Annotated in this window: 21 protein-coding genes; all 21 read left to right on the top strand. The window is 71.1% G+C overall.

Features of this window, described 5'->3' with window-relative positions; genetic code table 11:
- Nucleotides 1-106: 106 nt before the first annotated feature.
- The 21 genes from lysA to ACIPAE_RS35825 all read left to right on the top strand — a co-directional run bounded on the left by lysA (nucleotide 107) and on the right by ACIPAE_RS35825 (nucleotide 23,829).
- The gene (gene lysA, locus ACIPAE_RS35925; RefSeq protein WP_402451116.1) at nucleotides 107-1,498 is read left to right on the top strand and encodes a diaminopimelate decarboxylase; all 1,392 of its coding nucleotides are present in this window, start codon (nucleotides 107-109) and stop codon (nucleotides 1,496-1,498) included.
- 543 nt (nucleotides 1,499-2,041) lie between these two features.
- Nucleotides 2,042-3,391, top strand: a complete 1,350-nt coding sequence (locus ACIPAE_RS35920; protein WP_328469595.1) for a homoserine dehydrogenase — start codon at nucleotides 2,042-2,044, stop codon at nucleotides 3,389-3,391.
- 34 nt (nucleotides 3,392-3,425) lie between these two features.
- Nucleotides 3,426-4,490, top strand: coding sequence for a threonine synthase (thrC, locus tag ACIPAE_RS35915; protein WP_329373893.1), 1,065 nt, complete (start codon nucleotides 3,426-3,428; stop codon nucleotides 4,488-4,490).
- Between the two features lie 626 nt (nucleotides 4,491-5,116).
- Nucleotides 5,117-6,040 carry a homoserine kinase gene (gene thrB, locus ACIPAE_RS35910; protein WP_329364541.1) on the top strand — a complete coding sequence of 308 codons (924 nt, stop codon included), beginning with the start codon at nucleotides 5,117-5,119 and terminating at the stop codon, nucleotides 6,038-6,040.
- A 383-nt stretch (nucleotides 6,041-6,423) separates the two neighbouring features.
- Entirely contained in the window at nucleotides 6,424-8,451 is a 2,028-nt protein-coding gene (gene rho, locus ACIPAE_RS35905) for a transcription termination factor Rho (RefSeq protein ID WP_402451232.1), read from the top strand.
- A gap of 266 nt (nucleotides 8,452-8,717) precedes the next feature.
- Nucleotides 8,718-9,890, top strand: a complete 1,173-nt coding sequence (locus ACIPAE_RS35900) for an LCP family protein (RefSeq protein WP_329364537.1) — start codon at nucleotides 8,718-8,720, stop codon at nucleotides 9,888-9,890.
- Between the two features lie 211 nt (nucleotides 9,891-10,101).
- Nucleotides 10,102-10,326, top strand: a complete 225-nt coding sequence (gene rpmE / locus ACIPAE_RS35895; protein ID WP_202236258.1) for a 50S ribosomal protein L31 — start codon at nucleotides 10,102-10,104, stop codon at nucleotides 10,324-10,326.
- Between the two features lie 139 nt (nucleotides 10,327-10,465).
- On the top strand, nucleotides 10,466-11,545 hold the full coding sequence (gene prfA / locus ACIPAE_RS35890; RefSeq protein WP_329373891.1) for a peptide chain release factor 1: 1,080 nt from the start codon (nucleotides 10,466-10,468) through the stop codon (nucleotides 11,543-11,545).
- Nucleotides 11,546-11,558: 13 nt separating this feature from the next.
- Nucleotides 11,559-12,404 (top strand): peptide chain release factor N(5)-glutamine methyltransferase, encoded by an 846-nt coding sequence (gene prmC / locus ACIPAE_RS35885; RefSeq protein ID WP_329364534.1) that lies wholly within the window; start codon nucleotides 11,559-11,561, stop codon nucleotides 12,402-12,404.
- Nucleotides 12,405-12,488: 84 nt separating this feature from the next.
- Complete coding sequence (locus ACIPAE_RS35880; RefSeq protein ID WP_328469610.1) at nucleotides 12,489-13,136, top strand: L-threonylcarbamoyladenylate synthase; 648 nt, start codon at nucleotides 12,489-12,491, stop codon at nucleotides 13,134-13,136.
- Nucleotides 13,133-13,813 carry a protein-tyrosine-phosphatase gene (locus ACIPAE_RS35875; RefSeq protein WP_402451109.1) on the top strand — a complete coding sequence of 227 codons (681 nt, stop codon included), beginning with the start codon at nucleotides 13,133-13,135 and terminating at the stop codon, nucleotides 13,811-13,813. The genes ACIPAE_RS35880 and ACIPAE_RS35875 overlap by 4 nt, the downstream gene beginning before the upstream one ends.
- 529 nt (nucleotides 13,814-14,342) lie before the next feature.
- A complete protein-coding gene (locus ACIPAE_RS35870; RefSeq protein ID WP_366411622.1) occupies nucleotides 14,343-15,674 on the top strand; it encodes an MraY family glycosyltransferase in 1,332 nt (443 codons plus the stop codon).
- A 289-nt stretch (nucleotides 15,675-15,963) separates the two neighbouring features.
- Complete coding sequence (locus tag ACIPAE_RS35865) at nucleotides 15,964-16,425, top strand: hypothetical protein (RefSeq protein ID WP_366411621.1); 462 nt, start codon at nucleotides 15,964-15,966, stop codon at nucleotides 16,423-16,425.
- A 285-nt stretch (nucleotides 16,426-16,710) separates the two neighbouring features.
- Nucleotides 16,711-17,517 (top strand): F0F1 ATP synthase subunit A, encoded by an 807-nt coding sequence (atpB, locus tag ACIPAE_RS35860; RefSeq protein WP_402451106.1) that lies wholly within the window; start codon nucleotides 16,711-16,713, stop codon nucleotides 17,515-17,517.
- Nucleotides 17,518-17,592: 75 nt separating this feature from the next.
- Nucleotides 17,593-17,844, top strand: coding sequence for an ATP synthase F0 subunit C (gene atpE, locus ACIPAE_RS35855; RefSeq protein WP_402451104.1), 252 nt, complete (start codon nucleotides 17,593-17,595; stop codon nucleotides 17,842-17,844).
- Between the two features lie 40 nt (nucleotides 17,845-17,884).
- The gene (locus ACIPAE_RS35850; protein ID WP_402451101.1) at nucleotides 17,885-18,436 is read left to right on the top strand and encodes a F0F1 ATP synthase subunit B; all 552 of its coding nucleotides are present in this window, start codon (nucleotides 17,885-17,887) and stop codon (nucleotides 18,434-18,436) included.
- Nucleotides 18,433-19,248 carry a F0F1 ATP synthase subunit delta gene (locus tag ACIPAE_RS35845; RefSeq protein ID WP_402451098.1) on the top strand — a complete coding sequence of 272 codons (816 nt, stop codon included), beginning with the start codon at nucleotides 18,433-18,435 and terminating at the stop codon, nucleotides 19,246-19,248. The genes ACIPAE_RS35850 and ACIPAE_RS35845 overlap by 4 nt, the downstream gene beginning before the upstream one ends.
- 84 nt (nucleotides 19,249-19,332) lie before the next feature.
- Nucleotides 19,333-20,904 (top strand): F0F1 ATP synthase subunit alpha, encoded by a 1,572-nt coding sequence (atpA, locus tag ACIPAE_RS35840; RefSeq protein ID WP_329364524.1) that lies wholly within the window; start codon nucleotides 19,333-19,335, stop codon nucleotides 20,902-20,904.
- A gap of 4 nt (nucleotides 20,905-20,908) precedes the next feature.
- Nucleotides 20,909-21,841 (top strand): F0F1 ATP synthase subunit gamma, encoded by a 933-nt coding sequence (locus tag ACIPAE_RS35835; protein ID WP_402451094.1) that lies wholly within the window; start codon nucleotides 20,909-20,911, stop codon nucleotides 21,839-21,841.
- Nucleotides 21,842-21,846: 5 nt separating this feature from the next.
- Nucleotides 21,847-23,301, top strand: coding sequence for a F0F1 ATP synthase subunit beta (gene atpD, locus ACIPAE_RS35830; protein ID WP_329364521.1), 1,455 nt, complete (start codon nucleotides 21,847-21,849; stop codon nucleotides 23,299-23,301).
- 153 nt (nucleotides 23,302-23,454) lie between these two features.
- Nucleotides 23,455-23,829 carry a F0F1 ATP synthase subunit epsilon gene (locus ACIPAE_RS35825; protein ID WP_328469630.1) on the top strand — a complete coding sequence of 125 codons (375 nt, stop codon included), beginning with the start codon at nucleotides 23,455-23,457 and terminating at the stop codon, nucleotides 23,827-23,829.
- Nucleotides 23,830-23,982: the final 153 nt, after the last annotated feature.

Below are 23,982 nucleotides of genomic sequence, written 5' to 3'. Positions count from 1 at the left end.
CGGACCGGGCCTGACCGAACCCCGGACCGGGTCTGGCCTGACCCCGGCCGGACGTGGACCCCGACCGACCTGAACCCCCGCCCGCACGCCCCGAGGAAGTCCCGAAGTGAGCCGTTCCGCACACCCCGCCGGCCCCCGCCACGCCGATGTCCTGCCCGAAGGGCACTACGCCGGCCCGCCCGCCGACCTCAACTCCCTCGACCCGCGGATCTGGTCGCGCACCGTGACCCGTAACGCCGACGGCGCCGCGGAGGTCGCGGGGCTGGACGTACGCGACCTCGCCGCCGAGTACGGCACGCCCGCGTACTTCCTGGACGAGGCCGACTTCCGGGCCCGGTGCCGCGCCTGGCGGTCGGCCTTCGGGCACGAGGCCGACGTCTTCTACGCCGGCAAGGCGTTCCTCTCCCGCGCCGTGGTGAAGTGGCTGCACGAGGAGGGCATGAACCTCGACGTCTGCTCGGGCACCGAACTCGCGGTGGCGCTGGCGGCGGGGATGCCCGCCGAGCGGATCGCGCTGCACGGCAACAACAAGAGCGCCGCGGAGATCGAGCGGGCGGTGCGCGAGGGCGTCGGCCGGATCGTGCTGGACTCCTTCCAGGAGATCGCCCGGGTCGCCGCGGAGGCCACCCGGCAGGGTCGCCGGCAGCGGGTGCAGATCCGGGTGACCGTCGGGGTCGAGGCACACACCCACGAGTTCATCGCGACCGCGCACGAGGACCAGAAGTTCGGCATCGGCCTGGCCGACGGGCAGGCCGCCGAGGCGGTGCGCCGGGTGCTCCAGCTCGACAGCCTCGACCTGGTCGGCATCCACAGCCACATCGGCTCGCAGATCTTCGACATGGCCGGGTTCGAGGTGGCCGCCCGCCGGGTGGTGTCGCTGCTGGCCGAGGTCCGCGACGAGCACGGCGTGGAACTGCCGGAGATCGACCTCGGCGGCGGCCTGGGCATCGCCTACACCCCGGAGGACGACCCGCGCGAGCCGCAGGAGATCGCGAAGGCGCTCGGCGAGATCGTGGCGCGGGAGTGCGACGCGGCGCGGCTGACCCCGCCGCGGCTGTCGGTCGAGCCGGGCCGGGCGATCGTCGGGCCGACCGCGTTCACGCTCTACGAGGTCGGCACCATCAAGCCGCTCGACGGCCTGCGGACGTACGTCAGCGTCGACGGGGGCATGTCCGACAACATCCGCACCGCGCTCTACGACGCCGAGTACAGCGTCGCGCTGGTCTCGCGCACCAGCACCGCCGAGCCGATGCTGGCGCGGGTGGTCGGCAAGCACTGCGAGAGCGGGGACATCGTGGTCAAGGACGCGTTCCTGCCGGCCGACCTCGCGCCGGGGGACCTGATCGCGGTGCCCGCGACCGGGGCGTACTGCCGGGCGATGGCCAGCAACTACAACCACGCGCTGCGGCCGCCGGTGGTCGCGGTCGCGGACGGGCAGGCGCGGGTGATCGTCCGCCGCGAGACGGAGGAGGACCTGCTCCGCCTCGACGTCGGCTGACCCCTTGCGGGGGCGCTCTTGACCCGCCGGGGCAGGTGGTTCTGTCGGCTGAGGGACGACCACCTGTCGGTGGGCGGTTGTTCGCGCTGTTCTTCCCCCAGAGCTTCGCCTGGGTGGGGGTTGCCCCCGGTGCCCCCGGCGGAGCCAGGGGGAGTGCCCCCCACGCGCTCCTGAGCGTGTGCGGGTCCCTCCGCGGCAGGAGAGGCACCAGCAGGGGTGCGGCAACCGCGCGCCGGGACGAGGCCGGCGCGTCGGCGGTGGGCTACCAGGGCGCGCGGAGACGGAAGTTGCGGTGGGCGCCGCCGGTTGCCCACGCAATTCGTGGAAGATCGCCGGGCGGGCGGAAAATCTCAAGGTTCGCCCGGGCGGTCTCGCGATCCGGACAGGGCGTGGATTCTCCCGTCCGGTGCGTGAGACTGGACTTTTCAACGAGGTGCGGGCGCGCCCGCACCCGACCGCGCGAGAGCCTGCTCGCGCAGCCCGGCCCGGCGGGATCGGCCGGACGGTTCGACGAGTGAGACGTTTGACGAGAGACGAGGTCGGATGATGCGTACGCGTCCGCTGAAGGTGGCGCTCCTGGGGTGCGGTGTGGTCGGCTCCGAGGTCACGCGCATCATCACGACGCAGGCGGACGACCTCGCCGCGCGGATCGGTGCCCCGATCGAGCTGGCCGGGATCGCGGTCCGCCGTCCCAACAAGGTGCGCGACGGCGTTCCCGCCGAACTGCTCACCACCGACGCCACCGCGCTGGTCAAGCGCGGCGACATCGACGTCGTGGTCGAGGTGATCGGCGGTATCGAGCCGGTCCGCACCCTGATCACCACCGCGTTCGAGCACGGCGCCTCGGTGGTCTCGGCGAACAAGGCGCTGCTCGCCGCCGACGGCGCGAGCCTGCACGCCAAGGCCGTCGAGCACGGCGTCGACCTGTACTACGAGGCCGCGGTGGCCGGCGCGATCCCGCTGATCAGGCCGCTGCGCGAGTCGCTGGCCGGCGACCGGGTCAACCGGGTGCTGGGCATCGTCAACGGCACCACCAACTTCATCCTCGACAAGATGGACTCCACCGGCGCCGGCTACAGCGAGGCGCTGGACGAGGCCACCGCGCTCGGTTACGCCGAGGCCGACCCCACCGCCGACGTGGAGGGCTTCGACGCCGCCGCGAAGGCGGCGATCCTGGCCGGCATCGCCTTCCACACCCGCGTCACCATCGACGACGTGCACCGCGAGGGCCTGACCGAGGTGACCGCCGCCGACATCGCCTCCGCGCGCAAGATGGGCTGCACGGTCAAGATGCTCGCGATCTGCGAGCGCAGCACCGACGGCCGCTCGGTCACCGCCCGGGTGCACCCGGCGATGATCCCGCTCAGCCACCCCCTCGCCTCGGTCCGCGAGGCGTACAACGCCGTCTTCGTCGAGGCGGAGGCGGCCGGCCGGTTGATGTTCTACGGTCCCGGCGCCGGTGGCGCGCCCACCGCCTCCGCCGTTCTCGGCGACCTGGTGACGGCCTGCCGCAACAAACTCGCCGCTACCATCGGAGCAGGCGAGTCCGCGTACACGCGACTGCCGGTCAGCCCCATGGGGGATGTGGTCACCCGTTACCACATCAGCCTTGACGTGGCGGACAAACCGGGCGTCCTGGCTCAGGTCGCGACGGTGTTCGCCGAGCACGACGTGTCGATCGGCACGGTGCGCCAGCAGGGCAGGAACCAAGGCAGCGGCGACGACGCCGCCGTCGAGCAGAGCGGTGGCGGGCAGCGCGAGGGCGGCGAGGCATCGCTCGTCGTCGTCACCCACCGTGCGACGGACGCCGCCCTCTCGGCGACCGTCGCCAGTCTGCGCGAACTCGACACCGTACGCGGCGTGGCCAGCATCATGCGCGTGGAAGGGGAGTAGCACCGTTATGAACGTCAAGGTCGACCAGCTCCGAATGTCCGGCACCCACCAGTGGCGGGGCATCATCGAGGAGTACCGCGACCGCCTGCCGGTGGGCGTGGACACCCCGGTGGTCTCGCTGCTGGAGGGTGGCACTCCGCTCGTGCCGGCCCAGGTGCTCTCCGAGCGCACCGGGTGCGACGTCCTGCTCAAGGTCGAAGGGGCCAACCCCACCGGGTCCTTCAAGGACCGCGGCATGACCATGGCGATCTCCAAGGCGAAGGAGGCCGGCGCCCAGGCGGTCATCTGCGCGTCCACCGGCAACACCTCCGCCTCCGCCGCCGCGTACGCGGTACGGGCCGGGATGGTCTGCGCCGTGCTGGTGCCGCGGGGCAAGATCGCGCTCGGCAAGATGGGTCAGGCGCTGGTGCACGGCAGCCGCATCCTCCAGGTCGACGGCAACTTCGACGACTGCCTCGACCTCGCCCGCGGCCTCAGCGAGAAGTACCCGGTCGCGCTGGTCAACTCGGTGAACCCGGTGCGGATCGAGGGGCAGAAGACCGCCGCGTTCGAGATCGTGGACGCGCTCGGCGACGCGCCCGACATCCATGTGCTCCCGGTGGGCAACGCGGGCAACATCACCGCGTACTGGAAGGGCTACCGCGAATACGCCGCCGACGGCTTCGCCGGCCGCACGCCGCGGATGTGGGGCTTCCAGGCGGCCGGTTCGGCCCCGATCGTCAACGGCGCGCCGGTGCGCGAGCCGCAGACCATCGCCACCGCGATCAGGATCGGCAACCCCGCGTCCTGGCAGCTCGCCGAGCAGGCCCGCGACGAGTCGGGCGGCCTCATCGAAGCGGTGACGGACCGTCAGATCCTCGCGGCCTACCGGCTGCTGGCCGGCAAGGAGGGCGTCTTCGTAGAGCCCGCCTCCGCCGCGTCCGTGGCCGGCCTGCTCAAGGCCGTGGACGAGGGCCGCGTCGACCCCGGCCAGCGCATCGTCTGCACGGTCACCGGGAACGGGCTCAAGGACCCCGACTGGGCCGTCGCCGGCGCCCCCCAGCCCATCACGGTCCCCGTCAACGCGGACGCCGCCGCGACCCAACTGGGCCTCGCCTGAATCCGACGGACCAGGGTGCCCCCTCCCCGGGGCGGGGGTCCCTCGCGGAAGACGGCAACTCGCCAGGAGCGCGTGGGCGCCGTCGCGAATTCGGCGCCCACCCACGGGCGCGTGGGCGCCGTTGCGTGAGACGGCAACTCACCAGGGGGGCGTGGGCGCCGTCGCGGAAGACGGCAACCACCCAGGGGTGCGTGGGCGCCGTTGCGGAATTCGGCGCCCACCCACGGGTGCGTGGGCGCCGTTGCGTGAGACGGCAACTCACCAGGGGCGCGGGGAACTGCGCGACCAGCCACGGCGGTGGTGCGCCGGGCCCGCGAGCTTGGCCTCCGCGGCGAGTTCGCCGGACCACCGGCAGCGGGGGGCCGGCCCGCGCAGCTCCCCGCGCCCCCGGAGCACCGCCTTCCCCATGGGTCACTCCCGTAAGGGGCGCACGCCGCGAAGGCGACACGCATCACGCGCGGTCCGTGCGCCCTATGTCGCGGGGGAACCTTGTTTCGATAGGCTTACCCCAGCGGCGCAATCGCGCCGAGTTCCGGCTGATGCCGCCGCATCGCCATTTCCCGCCTCGCCGCCTGGCAACGGAGCCACGCCCGCAGGGCGTACGCACCAAGGAGATTCGTCGAACGATGGCCGGTCCAGCGTTTCGCGCCGCCGCAGTACGAGTGCGCGTCCCCGCGACCAGCGCGAACCTCGGCCCGGGCTTCGACGCGTTCGGCCTCGCGCTGGGGTTGTACGACGACGTGGTGGTGCGCGTCGCCGACTCCGGTCTGCACGTGGACATCGCCGGTGAGGGCGCCGACACGCTGGCGCGCGACGAGAAACACCTGGTGGTCCGTAGCCTGCGCACCGCTTTCGACCTGCTCGGCGGCCAGCCGCGCGGCCTGGAGGTGGTCTGTGCGAACCGCATTCCGCACGGCCGCGGTCTGGGGTCGTCGTCCGCCGCCATCTGCGCGGGCATCATGGCCGCCCGCGCGGTGACGATAGGCGGCCCGGCGGGGCTGGACGACACGGCCCTGCTGGAGCTGGCCACCGAGATCGAGGGGCACCCCGACAACGTCGCGGCGTGTCTGATGGGCGGCTTCACCGTGGCCTGGACCGAGGGCGGGGCCGCGCGGGCGGTCCGGATGGAGCCGGCCGGGTCGCTGGTTCCGGTGGTCTTCGTGCCGGGGGTGCCGGTGCTGACCGAGACCGCCCGCGGGCTGCTGCCCCGTACCGTTCCGCACGTCGACGCCGCGGTGAACGCGGGCCGGGCGGCGCTGCTGGTCGAGGCGTTGACCAGGCGCCCCGAGCTGCTGCTGCCCGCCACCGAGGACCGGTTGCACCAGGACTACCGGGCGCCGGCGATGCCGGAATCCCTCGCGCTGGTGAACCGTCTACGCGCGGAGGGCGTCCCTGCTGTCGTATCGGGTGCCGGGCCGACCGTGCTCGCGCTCACCGACGAGGGCGCCGCGGACAAGGTCTCCCGGCTCGCGGGTGACGGCTGGGCGGCCAACCGCCTGGCGTTGGACGCCGCCGGGGCGAGTGTCCTGCCGCTCGCAGGTGGGCAGTGACACGATTGCCGGTCGAAGAGAGGGGGAATATCTGTTGGACCGGGTAGTGTTAACCTCAAGCCAGCATTCGCCGCCCTTTGGGCGCGATGGGCTGTGTCCCCGCAGTGGGACCGCACTTTCTCCGGGAGCCTCCCACACCGTATAGGCAGCCAGTCCGGGTCGGCCGGACAGCCTGTCCGGGAAGTGTCGAGCACGCTCCGGATTCGGTACGAGTTCTCTCCCGTGCCGAGAGCATCTATGTATTTCTGCCGCCATCAGGCAGACCACCGCCCCGGGTCGAAGCAGCGGGAACGCCAGACCCGGTCAGCACGACCGGTCGCCGAGCCAGACAGGCCGACGCCCGCTCCAGGGAAGGACCCTTCGTGAGCGACACCACCGATCTGATGGGCGTGCGCGCAGACAACACTGTCGCCGCGTCCGAAGCCGCCGCGCCTGCCACCGGTGCTGCCACGGCCGCACGGCGCCGCCGGTCCGGGACCGGCCTGGAGGGCATGGTCCTGGCCGAACTCCAGCAGGTCGCCGCAGGTCTCGGTATCAAGGGCACCGCGCGGATGCGCAAGGGCCAGCTCATCGAGACGATCAAGGAGCGCCAGGCCGGCGGCGGTGCCGCCGCGGCCGAGAAGCCCGCCGCCGCCACCGGCGCGCCGGCCGAGAAGCCCAAGCGCCGCGCCACCTCGCGGGCCCGGCTGGAGCAGGCGGCGGAGTCCGCCGAGGCCCCCGCGGCCGCCGCACCGGCCGCGAAGGAGCCGAAGGAGGCGAAGCAGCAGCAGATCGAGATCCCCGGCCAGCCGGCCGGCGAGAAGGCGAAGGCTGCCGCTTCCGCGAGCGAGCGGGCGCAGGGCGAGCGCGGTGCCGACCGGGCCGCCGAGGCCGCCGCCGACAGCGCCGAGGGCCGTGAGGCCAAGGGCGCCGAGGCCAAGGGCGGCGACGCCAAGCAGCAGGGCGGCGGGGACGACCGCCAGGAGCGCCAGCGCGGCCAGCGCGGTGACCGCCGCGAGCGGCAGCGCGACCGCCAGCGCAACCGTGGCGAGGACGGCGGCGAGGGCCAGCAGAGCGGCGGCCAGAGTCGCCGGGACCGCCAGCAGCAGAGCGGCGGCCAGGGTGGCGGCCAGCAGCAGCACCAGGGCGGCCAGCACCAGCAGAGCGGCCCGCAGGACGACGACGAGTTCGGCGAGGGCCGCGGCCGCCGCCGGGGCCGTTACCGCGACCGCCGTGGCCGTGGCCGCGGGCGCGAGGAGTTCGGTGGCGGCGGCGAGCCGCAGGTCGCCGACGACGACGTGCTGATCCCCGTCGCGGGCATCCTCGACATCCTCGACAACTACGCGTTCATCCGCACCTCGGGCTACCTGCCGGGGCCGAACGACGTGTACGTCTCGCTCGCCCAGGTCCGTAAGAACGGCCTGCGCAAGGGCGACCACGTCACCGGCGCGGTGCGCCAGCCCAAGGACGGCGAGCGGCGCGAGAAGTTCAACGCGCTGGTCCGCCTCGACTCCGCGAACGGCATGGGCGCCGACTCCGGCCGCGGCCGTCCGGAGTTCAACAAGCTCACCCCGCTGTACCCGCAGGACCGGCTCCGGCTGGAGACCGACCCGGGCGTGCTGACCACGCGGATCATCGACCTGGTCTCGCCGATCGGCAAGGGCCAGCGCGGCCTGATCGTCGCCCCGCCGAAGACCGGCAAGACGATGATCATGCAGGCGGTCGCCAACGCGATCACCACCAACAACCCCGAGTGCCACCTGATGGTCGTCCTCGTCGACGAGCGGCCCGAAGAGGTCACCGACATGCAGCGCTCGGTGAAGGGCGAGGTCATCTCCTCGACCTTCGACCGGCCCGCCGAGGACCACACCACCGTCGCCGAACTCGCCATCGAGCGGGCCAAGCGGCTGGTGGAGCTGGGCCACGACGTGGTGGTGCTGCTCGACTCCATCACCCGGCTGGGCCGCGCCTACAACCTGGCGGCGCCCGCCTCCGGCCGCATCCTGTCCGGTGGTGTCGACTCGACCGCGCTCTACCCGCCGAAGCGCTTCTTCGGTGCCGCGCGGAACATCGAGGACGGCGGCTCGCTGACCATCCTGGCCACCGCGCTGGTCGAGACCGGCTCGCGGATGGACGAGGTGATCTTCGAGGAGTTCAAGGGCACCGGCAACATGGAGCTCAAGCTCGACCGGAAGCTCGCCGACAAGCGGATCTTCCCCGCGGTGGACGTCGACCCGTCCGGCACCCGCAAGGAGGAAATCCTCCTGGACCGCGAGGAGTTGGCGATCGTCTGGAAGCTGCGCCGGGTGCTCCACGCGCTCGACTCGCAGCAGGCGATCGAGCTGCTGCTGGACAAGATGAAGCAGACCAAGTCCAACGCCGAGTTCCTGATGCAGATCGCCAAGACCACCCCTGGCCAGAACAACGACTGACAGTAACCGCCAGGGTCGGTCCGACCGCCCGCGTACCCCAGCTGACCTGGGGATACGCGGGCGGTCGCGGTTTGCGGCCCCCGTCCGCCCCCGTCGGCCCCTCGTCGACGCACTGCCCGCTCGCCCCTCGAATGGCGGCACCCGCACCCCGGGCGCACGATGGAACGTCTGACGTTACGGACATTCCCGGCGTCGGGAGCCGCAGGGCCGCACACCGGACCCGCGGGACGCCTGACACCGGACGCTCAGGAAGCCGAGGTGCCGCCATGCCGGACGAGCAGCAGCCGCGGACCGGCTCCAGCCCCAGCGGGGCCGGAGCGGCCCGCCGACGCCGCCGGCGCACCCTGCACATCGTCGCCTGGACCGCGTCCGGAGTGGTGCTGCTCGGCGCGACCGGCGCCGGATACCTCTACCACCGGCTCAACGCCAACATCCACAGCGTCGACATCGACGGCGCCCTGGGCACCCACCGCCCGGCCCGGCTCGACAACGGCTCGATGGACATCCTGGTGCTCGGCTCGGACTCCCGCTCCGGCGCGAACCGCGCGTACGGCCACGACAGCGGCACCGCGCGCTCCGACACCGCGATGATCGTGCACCTGGACAAGGGCCGGAAGAAGGCCAGCGTGGTGAGCATCCCGCGCGACACCCTGGTGGACCGCCCGGCCTGCACCGGCGCCAAGGGCGCCGTCGAGCCGGCCGGGCAGCAGGTCATGTTCAACACCGCCTACGAGGTCGGCGGCCCGGCCTGTGCGGTCAAGACCGTCGAGCAGCTCACCGGGCTGCGGATGGACCACTACATCGAGGTCGACTTCACCGGCTTCAAGAACCTCGTCAACGACCTCGGCGGGGTGCCGCTGACCACCACCAAGGCGATCCACGACGACAAGAGCCACCTGAACCTGCCGGCCGGCACCCACACCCTCGACGGCTCCCAGGCGCTCGGCCTGGTCCGCACCCGGCACGGCGTCGCCGACGGCAGCGACCTGGGCCGTATCCAGCTCCAGCAGGCGTTCATCAAGGCGCTGATCGACCGGATCGGCGGCCTGGGGCTGTTCACCAGCCCGACGAAGCTGTTCTCGGTCGCCGACACCGCCACCAAGGCGGTCACCACCGACACCGGCCTCGGCTCGGTGAACAAGCTGACCGGGCTCGCCGAGAGCGTGCAGCACCTGCACTCCGGCGACGTGCACATGGTGACCCTGCCGGTGCGCTACGACCCCGCGAACCCCAACCGGGTCGAGCCGATCCGGGCGCAGGCCGACATCGTGTGGGCCGCGCTGCGCGCCGACAAGCCGATCCCGGCCGACGCCACGAAGGGCTCGGTCGCCGACCACGTGGACGCCGGCAAGGTGGTCGGCGGCAAGGCCACGGCGCCGGCCACTCCGAAGCCGTCGGGGCCGGCCGGCTCGAAGCCGTCGGGTTCGGCCTCGCCGTAGGCGTCCGCCGCGCGCGCCGCGTCAGCCCCGTCCTCCCGGCGTCACCCTCGCGCGCACCGCGCTGACCTGCGAGGACGTCGCGGGAATTATCCGGGCCCCGACCTGGTTTTGGTAGCTGCGGCCAGTGCTGGCAGACTGGTCCGCTGGCCCCGGTTCACGCCCACGCAACCCGCATGAGCGACCCGGCGCCCTCCCGAACCTAGGAGCACCCTTGAAGCGCGAGATCCACCCCGAGTACGTAGAGACCCAGGTCACCTGCACCTGCGGCGCCTCGTTCACCACCCGCAGCACCGAGACCAGCGGCCAGATCCGCGCGGACGTGTGCTCCGAGTGCCACCCGTTCTACACGGGCAAGCAGAAGATCCTCGACACCGGCGGCCGCGTGGCCCGCTTCGAGGCCCGCTTCGGCAAGAACGCCGGGTCCGCCAAGAAGTAGCGACCCGACCAGCGCCGGTCTCCGGTCGCCCAGCCCAGGGTGACCGGACCGGCGCTTTGTCGTCCTCGCGTCCCAGCCGGCGGCGCCCGTCCCACGGCGGCCCGGTCCCAGGCAGCACCTACTCCTCCAGGAATACATGATGTTCGAGGCGGTCGAGGAACTGATCGGCGAACATGCCGACCTCGAAAAGCAGCTTGCCGACCCCGCGGTCCACACCGACCAGGCCAACGCCCGCCGGCTCAACAAGCGGTACGCGGAGCTCACCCCCATCATCGCCGCCTACCGCTCCTGGCGGCAGACCGGCGAGGACGCCGAGACCGCGCGTGAACTGGCCGCCGATGACCCGGAGTTCGCCGCCGAGGTCAAGGAGCTGGAGAAGCACCGCGAGGAGCTGACCGACCGGCTGCGGCTGCTGCTGGTGCCGCGGGACCCCAGCGACGACAAGGACGTCATCCTGGAGGTCAAGGCCGGCGAGGGCGGCGAGGAGTCCGCGCTGTTCGCCGGCGACCTGCTGCGGATGTACCTGCGGTACGCCGAGCGGGTCGGCTGGAAGACCGAGATCCTCGACGCCAACGCCTCCGACCTCGGCGGCTACAAGGACGTCCAGGTCGCCGTCAAGGCCAAGGCGAGCCACGAGCCCGGCCAGGGCGTGTGGGCCCGGCTGAAGTACGAAGGCGGCGTGCACCGGGTGCAGCGGGTGCCGGCCACCGAGTCGCAGGGCCGTATCCACACCTCCGCCGCCGGCGTGCTGGTCACCCCGGAGGCCGAGGAGGTCGAGGTCGAGATCAACCCCAACGAGCTGCGGATCGACGTCTACCGCTCGTCGGGCCCCGGCGGGCAGTCGGTCAACACCACCGACTCCGCGGTCCGGATCACCCACCTTCCCTCCGGCCTGGTGGTCTCCTGCCAGAACGAGAAGAGCCAGCTGCAGAACAAGGAGTCGGCGATGCGCATCCTGCGCTCCCGGCTGCTGGCCGCCGCCCAGGAGGAGGCCGAGCGCGAGGCGTCCGACGCCCGCCGCAGCCAGGTCCGCACCGTGGACCGCTCCGAGCGCATCCGCACCTACAACTTCCCGGAGAACCGCATCTCCGACCACCGGGTCGGCTTCAAGGCGTACAACCTGGACCAGGTGCTCGACGGGGACCTCGACGCGATGATCCAGGCGTGTGTGGACGCCGACTCCGCCGCGAAGCTGGCCGCGGCCGGCGACGGCAGCTGAGAAGGGGGCGGACGTGAACCTGCTGCTCGCCGAGGTGGCCCAGGCCGCCCAGCGACTCGCCGACGCGGGCGTGCCCTCGCCCCGCTTCGACGCCGAGGAACTGGCCGCGTACGTGCACGGGGTCAAGCGCGGCGAGCTGCACACCGTGGCCGACGCGGACTTCGACGCGCGCTACTGGGAGGCCGTCGCCCGCCGCGAGGCCCGCGAACCCCTCCAGCACATCACCGGCCGGGCCTTCTTCCGCTACCTGGAACTCCAGGTCGGGCCAGGGGTGTTCGTGCCCCGCCCGGAGACGGAGTCGGTGGTCGGCTGGGCCATAGACGCCGTCCGGGCCATGGACGTCGCCGAGCCGCTGATCGTCGACCTGTGCACCGGCTCCGGCGCGATCGCGCTCGCGCTCGCCCAGGAGGTGCCCCGGTCCCGGGTGCACGCCGTGGAGCTGTCCGAGCAGGCGCTGGAGTGGGCCCGCAAGAACGTCGCCGGCAGCAAGGTGGACCTGCGGCACGGCGATGCGCTGGCCGCCTTCCCCGAACTCAACGGCCAGGTCGACCTGGTGGTCTCCAACCCGCCGTACATCCCGCTCACCGAGTGGGAGTACGTCGCACCCGAGGCCCGCGACCACGACCCCGAACTCGCCCTGTTCTCCGGCGAGGACGGCCTGGACACCATCCGCGGCATCGAGCGCACCGCGCACCGCCTGCTGCGGCCCGGCGGCGTCGTCGTCATCGAGCACGCCGACTCCCAGGGCGGCCAGGTGCCGTGGATCTTCAAGGAGGACGCCGGCTGGGCGGACGCGGCCGACCACCCCGACCTCAACAAACGGCCGCGATTCACCACTGCCCGCAAGGCGACACCGTGAGAGCGCGGACCTCCGCCCGCAAAGCGGCACCGTGAACACAGCATCCCCCGCAACGGCGGCAGAAGAGCTAATGGAGGACTTCCCATGGCACGGCGATACGACTGCGCGGACGCGACCGACCGGGTCACCGGGCTGCGCGAGGCCACCTCGGCGGTCAAGCGCGGCGAACTCGTGGTGCTGCCGACCGACACGGTCTACGGCATCGGCGCGGACGCCTTCGACAAGGACGCGGTCGGCGACCTGCTGGAGGCCAAGGGCCGCGGCCGCTCCATGCCGTCACCGGTGCTGGTGGGCTCCCCGAACACGCTGCACGGCATCGTCACCGACTTCTCCGAGCAGGCGTGGGAGCTCGTCGACGCCTTCTGGCCGGGCGCGCTGACCCTGGTCACCAAGCACCAGCCGTCGCTGCGCTGGGACCTCGGCGACACCCGCGGCACCGTGGCGGTCCGGATGCCGCTGCACCCGGTCGCCATCGAGCTGCTCACCGAGACCGGCCCGATGGCCGTCTCCAGCGCCAACCTCACCGGCATGCCGTCCCCGCAGGACTGCGACGCCGCCCAGGGCATGCTCGGCGACTCCGTGGCGATCTACCTCGACGCCGGACCCACGCCCGCCGCCGTGCCGTCCTCGATCGTCGACGTGACCGGGAAGGTGCCGGTGCTGCTGCGGGCCGGTGCGATCAGCGCCGAGGAGCTGCGCAAGGTGGTACCCGACTTGGAGGAGCGCCGTTGACCACGCCCGACGGGCGTGCCATACGGGGGTTCACCACTGCGCCGACCGGACTCGGGGGAGGCGGCCACCCCGCTCACGCCCCACTCGACGTGCTGCGCGTCCTGCACGTGTGCACCGGCAACGTCTGCCGCTCGCCGATCGCCGAGCGGCTGATGCGGCACGGCCTCGCCCAGCGGCTGGGTGCCGGCGCGGACGCCATCCTCGTGGAGTCGGCGGGCACGTGGGGCCACGAAGGGGCCCCGATGGAGGTGCACGCAGCGGCGGTGCTCGCCGAGCACGGCGCGGACCCGGCCCACTTCACCGGTCGGGAGCTGCTCGACGACCACGTCATCGACGCCGACCTGGTGCTCACCGCCACCCGCGACCACAGGGCCCAGGTCATCTCGATGGGGCACGCGGCGGGACTGCGCACCTTCACGCTCAAGGAGTTCACCCGGCTGGTGCGGGCGATAGACCCGGCCACGCTGCCCGACGGCAGCGTCACCGAGCGGGCCCGCGCGCTGGTCCGGGCCGCGGCCGCGCTGCGCGGCTGGCTGCTGGCCCCCAGCCCGGACGCCGACGAGGTGCACGATCCCTACGGCGCCCCGATCTCGTACTTCCGCAGCATCGGCGAGGAGATCCACGACGCCCTGGACCCGGTGGTGACCGCGCTCACCGGGATTCCGGCGACCGTCTGACCGGAGGACCGCGCTCACCGGGATTCCGGCGACCGGCCGCCGACCGCCTCACCGCCGCACTGCAACCGTCCCACCGCCGCATCGCACGGCCCCACCGCACTGCAACCGCCCACCGCCCCATCGGGACGGCCCCACCGCACTGCAACCGCCCACCGCCCCATCGGGACGGGCCCACGGCCGCCCACGGGCCGATCGTTCGGCCGCCCGGCCCGCTCCGGCGGTCCGTGATCCGACTGCCGTCGGGCTGCGGCCGGACCGTGATCTTGGTCGCTCTCCGGGCGCCGCGCGAATCCTCCCGCGGCCGGGGCCGACCGCCGCCTCGCCGCCGACCTGCGGTTTCTGCGGCCACCGCGGCCGGGCCGATCTCTTTACCTGCCCACAACGGGCCATCTGCAACCGTCCGGGCCGCCTGTGAGTCTCGATAGGTGTTCGCCGTCCCGGCCCGGCCACCACTAGGGTGTGACGCTGTGAAGATCCCCCGGACGTGTGCGCGTGCCCGCCGCACCCCCGAATACGTCGGAGGCTGCCTGTGCGCGAGTATCTGCTGACCCTGTGCGTCTCCGCCGCCGTCACCTATCTGCTGACCGGCCCGGTGCGGAAGTTCGCGATCGCGGCCGGCGCGATGCCCCCGATCCGCGACCGCGACGTGCACAAGGAGCCGACCCCCCGGCTGGGCGGCATGGCGATGTTCGGCGGGCTGTGCGCGGGGCTGCTGGTCGCCGCGCACCTCAGCAACCTCTCCGGGGTCTTCAAGCTCTCCAGCGAGCCGCGGGCGCTGCTCTCCGGGGCCGGGCTGATCTGGCTGCTGGGCGTGCTGGACGACAAGTGGGGCGTGGACGCGCTGATCAAGCTCGGCGTGCAGATGATCGCCGCCGGCGTCATGGTCTTCCAGGGGCTGGCCATCCTGTGGCTGCCGGTGCCGGGCTTCGGCACGATCATCTTCACCCCGGTGCAGTCCACGCTGCTCACCGTCGCGCTGGTGGTGATCACCATCAACGCGGTCAACTTCGTGGACGGCCTGGACGGCCTCGCGGCCGGCATGGTGTGCATCGCGTCCATCGCGTTCTTCATGTACGCCTACCGCATGTGGTACGGCTACGGCATCGAGCAGGCCGCGCCCGCGACGCTCTTCTCGGCGATCCTGATCGGCATGTGCGTCGGCTTCCTGCCGCACAACATCCACCCGGCGCGGATCTTCATGGGCGACTCCGGCTCGATGCTGATCGGCCTGGTGCTGGCGTCCGGCGCGATCTCGATCACCGGGCAGGTCGACCCGGACGCCATCACCGACTTCACCGGGTCCACCCGGCAGACCGTGCACTTCATGGTGCCGGTCTACATGCCGCTGCTGCTGCCGCTGACGATGATCGCGATCCCGGCCGCGGACCTGGTGCTCGCGGTGGTCCGCAGGACCTGGCGCGGCCAGTCGCCGTTCGCCGCCGACCGCGGCCATCTGCACCACCGGCTGCTGGAGTTGGGGCACACGCACAGCCGCGCGGTGCTGATCATGTACTTCTGGGCGGCGCTGTTCGCCTTCTCCGCGGTGGCGTTCTCGGTGAGTTCCTCCAGCCTGTGGATCGTGCTGGTGATCGTGGCGCTGAGCGCGATCGGCCTGGTGGTCCTGCTGCTGCCGGCCTTCCGGCCGCACGCGCCGCGTTGGGCGGAGTCGGTGGTGCCGCCGCGCTACCGGCGCAGGCGCCGCCGGCTGGCGGCCGCCGCGGCCGCGGCCGAGCGGGAGATGCGCGGCCCGGACCGGCCGGCGCTCAACGGCTCGACGGCGGTGGGGGATCGGCCCCGGCTGCCGGAGCGGTCCGCGACCACCACCACCCACCCCGCGCCCACCGCCAACAGCGGTCGGTGAACGGTAGCCGATCAACAACGCGCCGTGATCGGTCGTTTCCCGAACGAGGGACAACTCAGGTAAAAGGGACGGCGTGTTGCTACCTCCTGTGTGTGACAGGCAGCACATCTTCATGGTAAAGACCGCATCAAATACTTTGTGATACCGTTCACGAAAGCAGGGAACGCGCCGAAAGACCTTGAGAGAGACGGTCTTCCGGCGAGAGGCACACCCTCACCACCGTCCCGCCTCGCCCCGCTCGTCTCCGACGACACCCGCTCGCCCCAACTCCCGCCGGAGGAGCCGCCCCATGCAGCCCAACGACGCCCGGATTCTCCGGGGCTCCGCCCTCGTGGCCGGGCCCGTCGGAGTCATCTCCACCGTGGTCAGTGCCCTCGTCGCAGGCGAGAAGGGACTGCTCGGCGGGGTGGTGGCAGTTGCAGTGGTCGCTGTCTTCTTCGCGGCCGGCTCCTGGGCGCTGATGCGGATCACCGAGGACCGGCCCCAGCTGGCGATGTCCGCCGGGATGCTGGTCTACGCCGTGCAGATCCTGCTGATCGGCGTCTTCATCGTCGTCTTCAAGAACACCAGCGCTTTCAACGGCCGCGCGTTCGGCCTGACCCTGCTGGTCACCGCGCTCGCCTGGGTGGGCGGGCAGATCAAGCAGTCGCTGACCAGCCGGATGCTCTACGTCGATCCCGAACCCTCGGTCCCCGCTGCCCGGAAGCAGGAGGCGGACGCGGTCGGGACGGGGTCGCGCGATGCTACGTAAGGGGAGGGTAAGGGGCCTTCATCCAGGTCTGCTATCGTCCGAAGTCGCATCCGGACGTGAGGGCCCCTCGCACATGCAGAGGGTCAAGCCCCCGCGCCCTGCGGTGTATTCGGAACCGGAACCGCACTGGCGGCACGGAAGACGGATGCCCGCGACGCGATGCGGGCTCTCAGCGGACCGAGCGAGCTTCGCCACGCCCTACCCGCAGTGCCGAACAGCGGCCCCACCAGCCGCGCTGACACACAAGGTTGCCGTTACTTATGCGTCACGACGAAGGAGTCACGGGTGAGTGCCCACACGCTGCTCGCTGAAGCTGGATGCCACATCCAGCACGACTGCGCATTCCCCGCTCCGGGTCTCAACTCGTTCGACTTCAAGCCGATCTTCAGCATCGGCAGCTTCGACTTCACCAAGCCGATGCTGCTCGCGATCATCTGCATGCTGCTGGTGGTGGGCTTCTTCTGGGCGGCCTTCAGCAAGCCCAAGCTGGTGCCGGGAAAGCTGCAGCTGGTCGGTGAGATCGGCTACACGTTCGTGGCTCGTAGCATCGCCCGCGAGGTGATCGGCAAGAAGGGCGACAAGTACGTCCCCTTCCTCACGTCGATCTTCTTCTTCGTGTGGATCATGAACGTGATGTCCATCATCCCGCTGGCGCAGTTCCCGGCGACCTCGCGCTTTGCGTTCCCGGTCGCGCTGGCCGCGCTGGTGTTCATCACGTACATGTACCTGACCTTCAAGACGCACGGCTTCCGCGGTGGCGTCAAGAACCTGGTCTGGATTCCCGGCCTGCCCAAGTTCCTGGTCCCCCTGATCGTGCTGCTGGAGTTCATCCAGAACGTGATCACCCGGCCGTTCACCCTCGCGGTGCGGCTGTGGGCCAACATGTTCGCCGGCCACATGCTGATCGTGATGTTCAGCGTCGCAAGCTGGTACCTGCTGACCCCTTCGTTCCTGTCGGCGGTCGCCGGCGGTTCGTTCGTCCTGGCAGCCGGTATGACCGCCTTCGAGGTGCTGATCCAGTTCCTCCAGGCGTACATCTTCACGCTGCTCGCCTCGATTTACATCAGCGGAGCGCTTGAAGAGGGTCACTGACCCCCACTCGCCCCAATCGGACCCTCCACTGGGAAGCACCCCAGCGGACCGCAACACTCAAGGAAGACAGGGAAGATGTCTGCCGAGCTTGTCAACCTCGCCGCGAACACCATCCAGATCAAGGGCAACCTGGGCGCCGTCGCCTACGGTCTCGCCGCCATCGGCCCCGGTGTCGGCATCGGTCTGGTCTTCGGCCACTCGATCGAGGCCATGGCCCGCCAGCCCGAAGCCATGCCGGTCATCCGTACCAACATGTTCCTCGGCTTCGCCCTGTGCGAGGTGCTCGCGCTCCTCGGCCTGGTCGTGCCCTTCATCTTCTCGGCCTGACCCGGACCGTCAGTAGCCGTACCCGACGAAAGGCTCGGACATGATGAACTTCCTGGCGGAGGGGGGGTCCCAGAACCCGCTCATCCCCGACACCGCTGAACTGATCGTCGGCCTGCTCTGCTTCTTCATCGTCTTCGGCATCCTCGGGAAGAAGCTCCTGCCGAACATCCAGAAGACCCTCGCAGAGCGGCACGACGCGATCGAGGGTGGCCTGGAGCGGGCGGAGAAGGCTCAGGCCGACGCCAATCGCACGCTTGAGGAGTACAGGGCCCAGCTCGCCGAGGCCCGCCACGAGGCGGCCCGGATCACCGAGCAGGCCCGCGAGCAGGGCGCGCAGATCATCGCGGAGATGCGCGAGGAGGGTTCGCGGCAGCGCGACTCCATCATCGCGGCGGGCCATGCCCAGATCGAAGCGGATCGCCGCCAGGTGACGGTCAGCCTCCGGCAGGAGGTCGGCAAGATCGCCACCGACCTGGCCGGTCGCGTGGTCGGCGAGTCCCTGGAGGACTCCGCCCGGCAGTCCCGCGTGGTCGACCGCTTCCTGGACGGCCTGGAGCAGAGCGCCGCATCTTCCGCTGAGGCGGCACGATGAACGGTGCGAGCCGCGAGGCACTGGCGGCCGCCCGCGAGCGGCTGGACGCGCTGACCGACAGTACGTCGGTGGACGCGGCCGGGCTCGCCGGTGAGCTGTCCTCGGTCACCACGCTGCTGGACCGCGAGAGCGGACTGCGGCGCGCGCTGACCGACCCGGCGCAGACCGGTGAGGCCAAGGCGCAGCTCGTCCGCAGGCTGCTCGGCAGCCAGATCGGCGGCGAAGCGGCCGACCTGGTGGCCGGCATGGTCCGGTCCCGCTGGTCGCGCTCGCGCGACCTGGTGGACGCCCTGGAGGAACTGGCCGACACCGCCGACCTGATCGCCGCCCAGCGCGGTGGCGACCTGGACGACGTCGAGGACGAGCTCTTCCGCTTCGGCCGGATCGCCGCGGGCAGCAGCGAGCTGCGCGCCGCGCTGGCCGACCGGGCCGCGACCGCGGACGCCAAGGCTGCCCTGCTGGGCACGCTGCTCGGCGGCCGTGCCAATCCGGTCACGGAACGGCTGGTCGTACGACTGGTCACCGCGCCGCGAGGACGTAGCCTGGAGGGCGGGATCGAATCCCTGTCCAAGCTGGCAGCGGCCCGCCGGGGCCGGACGGTGGCGGAAGTGGTCTCGGCCATTCCGCTCAGTGACCGGCAGAAGCAGCGGCTCGCAGACGCGCTGTCCCGCATCTACGGCCGCCCGGTGCACCTGAACCTTGACGTGGACCCCGAGGTCCTCGGCGGGGTGCGGGTACGCGTCGGCGACGAGGTCATCAACGGCTCCATCGCGGACCGGCTCGACGAAGCCGCCCGCCGTATGGCCGGCTGACAGCCACCAACGCAACAAGCATGAAGGCGGCCCTAGTTGGGCCGTGAGGAATACAGGGCCCAACAAGGAGAGCAGGGAACCCAGATGGCGGAGCTCACGATCCGGCCGGAGGAGATCCGGGACGCGCTGGATACTTTCGTCCAGTCGTACCAGCCGGACGCCGCCTCGCGCGAGGAGGTCGGCACGGTCAGCGTTGCCGGTGACGGCATCGCGAAGGTCGAGGGTCTGCCCTCGGCCATGGCGAACGAGTTGCTGAAGTTCGAGGACGGCACCCTCGGCCTCGCCCTCAACCTCGAGGAGCGCGAGATCGGTGCGATCATCCTCGGCGAGTTCGACGGCGTGGAGGAGGGCCAGCCGGTGCAGCGCACCGGTGAGGTGCTCTCCGTCGCGGTCGGCGAGGGCTACCTCGGCCGGGTCATCGACCCGCTGGGCAACCCGATCGACGGCCTCGGCGAGATCGAGACCGAGGGCCGGCGTGCCCTCGAACTCCAGGCGCCCACCGTCATGCAGCGCAAGTCGGTGCACGAGCCGATGCAGACCGGCCTGAAGGCCGTCGACGCGATGACCCCGATCGGCCGCGGCCAGCGCCAGCTGATCATCGGTGACCGGCAGACCGGCAAGACCGCGCTGACCATCGACACGATCATCAACCAGCGCGACAACTGGCGCTCCGGCGACCCGAAGAAGCAGGTCCGCTGCATCTACGTCGCCATCGGCCAGAAGGGCTCCACCATCGCGGGCGTGCGCGCCTCGCTGGAGGAGGCCGGCGCGCTGGAGTACACCACGATCGTCGCCGCCCCGGCGTCCGACCCGGCCGGCTTCAAGTACCTCGCCCCGTACACCGGCTCGGCCATCGGCCAGCACTGGATGTACCAGGGCAAGCACGTCCTGATCATCTTCGACGACCTGTCGAAGCAGGCCGACGCCTACCGCGCCGTCTCCCTGCTGCTGCGCCGCCCGCCGGGCCGCGAGGCGTACCCGGGTGACGTCTTCTACCTGCACTCGCGCCTGCTGGAGCGCTGCGCGAAGCTCTCCGACGACCTCGGCGCCGGCTCCATGACCGGTCTGCCGATCGTGGAGACGAAGGCCAACGACGTGTCGGCGTTCATCCCGACCAACGTCATCTCCATCACCGACGGCCAGTGCTTCCTGGAGTCCGACCTGTTCAACGCCGGCCAGCGGCCCGCGCTGAACGTCGGTATCTCGGTCTCCCGGGTCGGCGGCTCCGCGCAGATCAAGGCGATGCGCAAGGTGGCCGGCCGGCTCAAGCTGGACCTGGCCCAGTTCCGCGAGCTGGAGGCGTTCGCCGCCTTCGGTTCCGACCTCGACGCGGCCTCCAAGGCGCAGCTCGGCCGTGGTCAGCGGATGATGGAACTGGTCAAGCAGGGCCAGTACGCGCCGTTCCCGATCGAGGACCAGGTCGTGTCGATCTGGGCAGGCACCACCGGCAAGCTCGACGACGTACCGGTCGAGGACATCCGCCGGTTCGAGCGCGAGCTGCTGGACTACCTGCACCGCGAGCACAAGTCGATGCTGACCGCGATCGTCGAGACCGGCCAGTTGCCGGACGAGACCGTGGACGCGCTGACCGACGCGGTGGCCGCCTTCAAGAAGCAGTTCGAGACGTCCTCGGGCGCGCTGCTGGTCGAGGGCTGATCGCATGGGCGCACAGATTCGGGTCTACAAGCGCCGGATCAGGTCCGTCACCGCCACCAAGAAGATCACCAAGGCGATGGAGATGATCGCGGCCTCGCGGATCATCAAGGCCCAGCGCCAGGTGGCGGCCTCGTCCCCGTACGCGGACGAGCTGACCCGCGCGGTGACCGCGGTCGCGACCGGCTCCAACACCAAGCACCCGCTGACCACCGAGGCGGAGCACCCCACCCGGGCCGCGGTACTGGTCGTCACCAGCGACCGCGGTCTGGCCGGCGGGTACTCGTCCAACGCGATCAAGGCGGCCGAGCGGCTCACCGAGCGGCTGCGCGCGGAGGGCAAGGAGGTCGACTCCTACCTGATCGGCCGCAAGGCGGTGGCGTACTACGCGTTCCGTGAGCGCAAGGTCGCCGGCACCTGGACCGGTTTCTCGGACAGCCCGAGCTACGCCGACGCCAAGACCGCGGCGGCACCGATGATCGAGTCGGTGCTGGCGGACACGGCCGACGGCGGCGTGGACGAACTGCACATCGTCTTCACGCAGTTCGTGTCGATGATGACCCAGAACCCGGTGGACCGGCGGCTGCTGCCGCTGTCGGTCAAGGACCAGGACGGCGGGGCCGGCGACGGCGACGCCGCACCGGCGAAGAGCGAGGCTCTGCCGCTGTTCGAGTTCGAGCCGTCCGCGGAAGGCGTGCTCGACGCGCTGCTGCCGCGGTACGTCGAGAGCCGGATCTACAACGCCCTGCTCCAGGCCGCCGCTTCCGAGCACGCGGCCCGCCGCCGGGCGATGAAGTCCGCCACGGACAACGCGGAAGACCTCATCAAGTCGCTCACGCGGCTTGCCAACGCGGCCCGACAGGCCGACATCACCCAGGAAATCAGCGAGATCGTCGGTGGCGCCAGCGCCCTCGCCGACGCGAGCGCGGGGAGTGACTGACCACTATGACCACCACTGCTGAAACGGCACCCACGGCCGGCGTGGCCGCCGGCCGCGTAGCCCGGGTCATCGGCCCGGTCGTCGACGTGGAGTTCCCCGTCGACGCCATGCCGGAGATCTACAACGCCCTCCACGTCGAGGTCGACGACTACGCCGAGGCGGGCGCCACCAAGACGCTGACCCTCGAAGTAGCGCAGCACCTCGGCGACGGCCTGGTCCGCGCGATCTCCATGCAGCCCACCGACGGCCTGGTCCGCCAGGCCCCGGTGACCGACACCGGCGACGGCATCACCGTGCCGGTCGGCGACGTCACCAAGGGCCGCGTCTTCAACACCCTCGGCCAGATCCTCAACGAGCCGGCGGCCGAGTCCGAGGTCACCGAGCGCTGGGCGATCCACCGCAAGGCGCCGAAGTTCGACGACCTCGAGTCGAAGACCGAGATGTTCGAGACCGGCCTGAAGGTCGTCGACCTGCTCACCCCGTACGTCAAGGGCGGCAAGATCGGCCTGTTCGGCGGCGCGGGCGTCGGCAAGACCGTGCTCATCCAGGAAATGATCATGCGTGTGGCGAAGCTGCACGAGGGCGTTTCCGTGTTCGCCGGCGTCGGCGAGCGCACCCGTGAGGGCAACGACCTGATCGCGGAGATGGAAGAGTCCGGCGTGCTGCCGCAGACCGCGCTGGTCTTCGGTCAGATGGACGAGCCGCCGGGCACCCGGCTGCGGGTCGCGCTGGCCGGTCTGACCATGGCGGAGTACTTCCGCGATGTGCAGGGCCAGGACGTGCTGTTCTTCATCGACAACATCTTCCGGTTCACCCAGGCCGGCTCCGAGGTCTCCACGCTGCTCGGCCGGATGCCCTCCGCGGTGGGTTACCAGCCGAACCTGGCGGACGAGATGGGCCAGCTCCAGGAGCGGATCACCTCGACCCGTGGTCACTCGATCACCTCGATGCAGGCGATCTACGTCCCCGCGGACGACCTGACCGACCCGGCCCCGGCCACCACCTTCGCCCACCTCGACGCGACGACCGTGCTTTCGCGGCCGATCTCGGAGAAGGGCATCTACCCCGCGGTGGACCCGCTGGACTCCACCTCGCGCATCCTGGACCCGCGGTACATCACGCAGGAGCACTACGACTGCGCCTCGCGCGTCAAGGGAATCCTGCAGAAGTACAAGGACCTCCAGGACATCATCTCCATCCTCGGCATCGACGAGCTCGGCGAGGAGGACAAGCTCACCGTCTTCCGTGCCCGCCGGATCGAGCGCTTCCTGTCGCAGAACACCCACGCGGCGAAGCAGTTCACCGGTGTGGACGGCTCGGACGTGTCGCTGGACGAGTCCATCACGGCGTTCAACGCGATCGCCGATGGTGAGTTCGACCACTTCCCGGAGCAGGCGTTCTTCATGTGCGGTGGCCTGGAGGACCTCAAGGCCAACGCCAAGAAGCTGGGCGTGAGCTGACGCCTCGCACCACCCGGGCCGCCAGGCCCACGCGACCGGGGGGCGATCCGGTGGACTCCGCAGGGGGTCCTCGGACCAGCCTTCCGGTCGCACCCCTTATTCTGTGTCCTATGCATCCTCCGCAGGCGGTGGGTGCCAACCCGAGGAGCCGTCTTGGCCGATCTTCACGTCGAGCTGGTCGCCGCGGACCGCAACGTCTGGTCCGGCGAGGCCAACCTGGTCGTCGCCCGTACCAAGTCGGGTGACATCGGCATCATGGCCAACCACGAGCCGCTGCTCGGGGTGCTCCAGTCCGGTCCGATCACCATCAGGACCAGCGACGGCGGCACCGTCATCGCCGCCGTGCACGGCGGGTTCATCTCCTTCGCGGACAACAAGCTCTCCGTCCTCGCGGAGATCGCCGAACTCGCCGACGAGATCGACGTCGACCGGGCGGAGCGGGCACTTCAGCGCTCCAAGTCCGAGGACGACGCCGGTGCCGAGCGCCGGGCGGAGGTGCGGCTCGCCGCCGCGGCGGGCGCACGCTGAAGGACGTTTGACCGCAGGACGTAGTACCAGCAGGACCACGGTGCCGCGGGGCCCCCCCCAGGCCGCCGGCAGCCCCCCCCCCACCCACCCCGGCACCACAAAAAAGGCGGCGGTGTTGACGTGCTGCGTCAACAAGTAGAGAGAGCGGGGCGC

Source organism: Streptomyces sp. NPDC087270 (assembly GCF_044744625.1).
Taxonomy (GTDB): domain Bacteria; phylum Actinomycetota; class Actinomycetes; order Streptomycetales; family Streptomycetaceae; genus Actinacidiphila.
The sequence above is the reverse complement of the archived record's forward strand: the minus strand, read 5'-3'. Positions and strand labels throughout refer to the sequence as shown.